A 424-nucleotide genomic window follows, 5' to 3' on the forward strand; every position below is an offset into this window, starting at 1 on the left:
AAAAGATGGCGGGACGATTAAGGGGACGCAGGGCAAGACAATTACAGTAACGGGCAAATACGGCGAAAAGGGCGTAATTAAAACGACACAGACACAAAGTGTAAGCTCTTCGAAATTACAAAATGCTGCAAATGGTCTTATTGCTGGTAATTTTATTGGCGGAGCTTTGAAGTATTCGTCGCCTTATATAGAAAATGCTACAAGAGCATTGAAAAATGGTAATTATGGTACTGCCGCAAATAATGCAGTTATGTCGGCGGGTGCTTTCTTGGATGGTTTATTAGGCGGCGGTTTAGGTAGTGTATCTCAATCGATAGGCCGAGGGTTGGGAACTTTGCCTTCTGATTCGGATTCGGGTTCGCAGAAATTATCTGAAATATTTAAAAAAGCGAGAAACTATCAAGCCCAAGCTGAACAGGGCGGC

General features: G+C 43.2%; 1 pseudogene. It reads left to right on the forward strand.

Annotated elements, in window-relative coordinates:
* A pseudogene (locus NSCA4_RS15625) lies at positions 1 to 424 on the forward strand (hypothetical protein); the annotation flags it as partial.

Origin of the sequence: Neisseria sicca 4320 (genome assembly GCF_000193735.1) — a bacterium.
GTDB lineage: Bacteria > Pseudomonadota > Gammaproteobacteria > Burkholderiales > Neisseriaceae > Neisseria > Neisseria sicca_E.